Below are 516 nucleotides of genomic sequence, written 5' to 3' on the forward strand. Positions count from 1 at the left end.
CAATAGTGTAGGACGGAGGCTACTTTGACATCTTCGTCTTGCTCGGTGAAGGTGTGCTTGTAGTAGCCTTTGCGGCTGACTTCTAGCTGCTGACAAAGGTAGGTTATGGAGAGCTTTTGATCTCTCACTTTGGCCTGTTCAAGCTGTCTCACGGCTACAAATCGGTCTTTTTTTTAGATCAATGTGGTAGCGATTCAAGACCACTTCGAGTAGTGTTTTGTTGACCAAGGCCTTGCTCTCAGCCTGGAAGAGGGCTGCTTTGAGGCGAGCGTTTTCACGCTTGAGTTCTGCGTACTCTGGATCTACGTCTTTGTTCTTGTTTGTCTTGCTCATAGTGCTTTGGTTGGGTAACTCTACACCAAAGGTACGCAACCAATTTCGAATGGTGCGTGTGGTGATGCCGTAGCGCTGGCTGGTGGTGGCGATGCTCTCGCCTGTGGCTAGGAGGTCATCGATGACTCTCCACTTGAAATCTAGGGGATATCCCTTTCGTCCTCGGTTACTTTTTTCTTGTTT

1 protein-coding gene is annotated in these 516 nt (G+C 48.6%); it reads right to left on the reverse strand.

Translation table 11 applies throughout. The features are described from left to right. Positions 1-138: 138 nt before the first annotated feature. A partial coding sequence (locus PORUE0001_RS07895; protein ID WP_007365922.1) for a transposase occupies positions 139-516 on the reverse strand: 378 nt, incomplete at its 5' end.

Origin of the sequence: Porphyromonas uenonis 60-3, assembly GCF_000174775.1 — a bacterium.
Taxonomy (GTDB): Bacteria; Bacteroidota; Bacteroidia; order Bacteroidales; family Porphyromonadaceae; genus Porphyromonas; species Porphyromonas uenonis_A.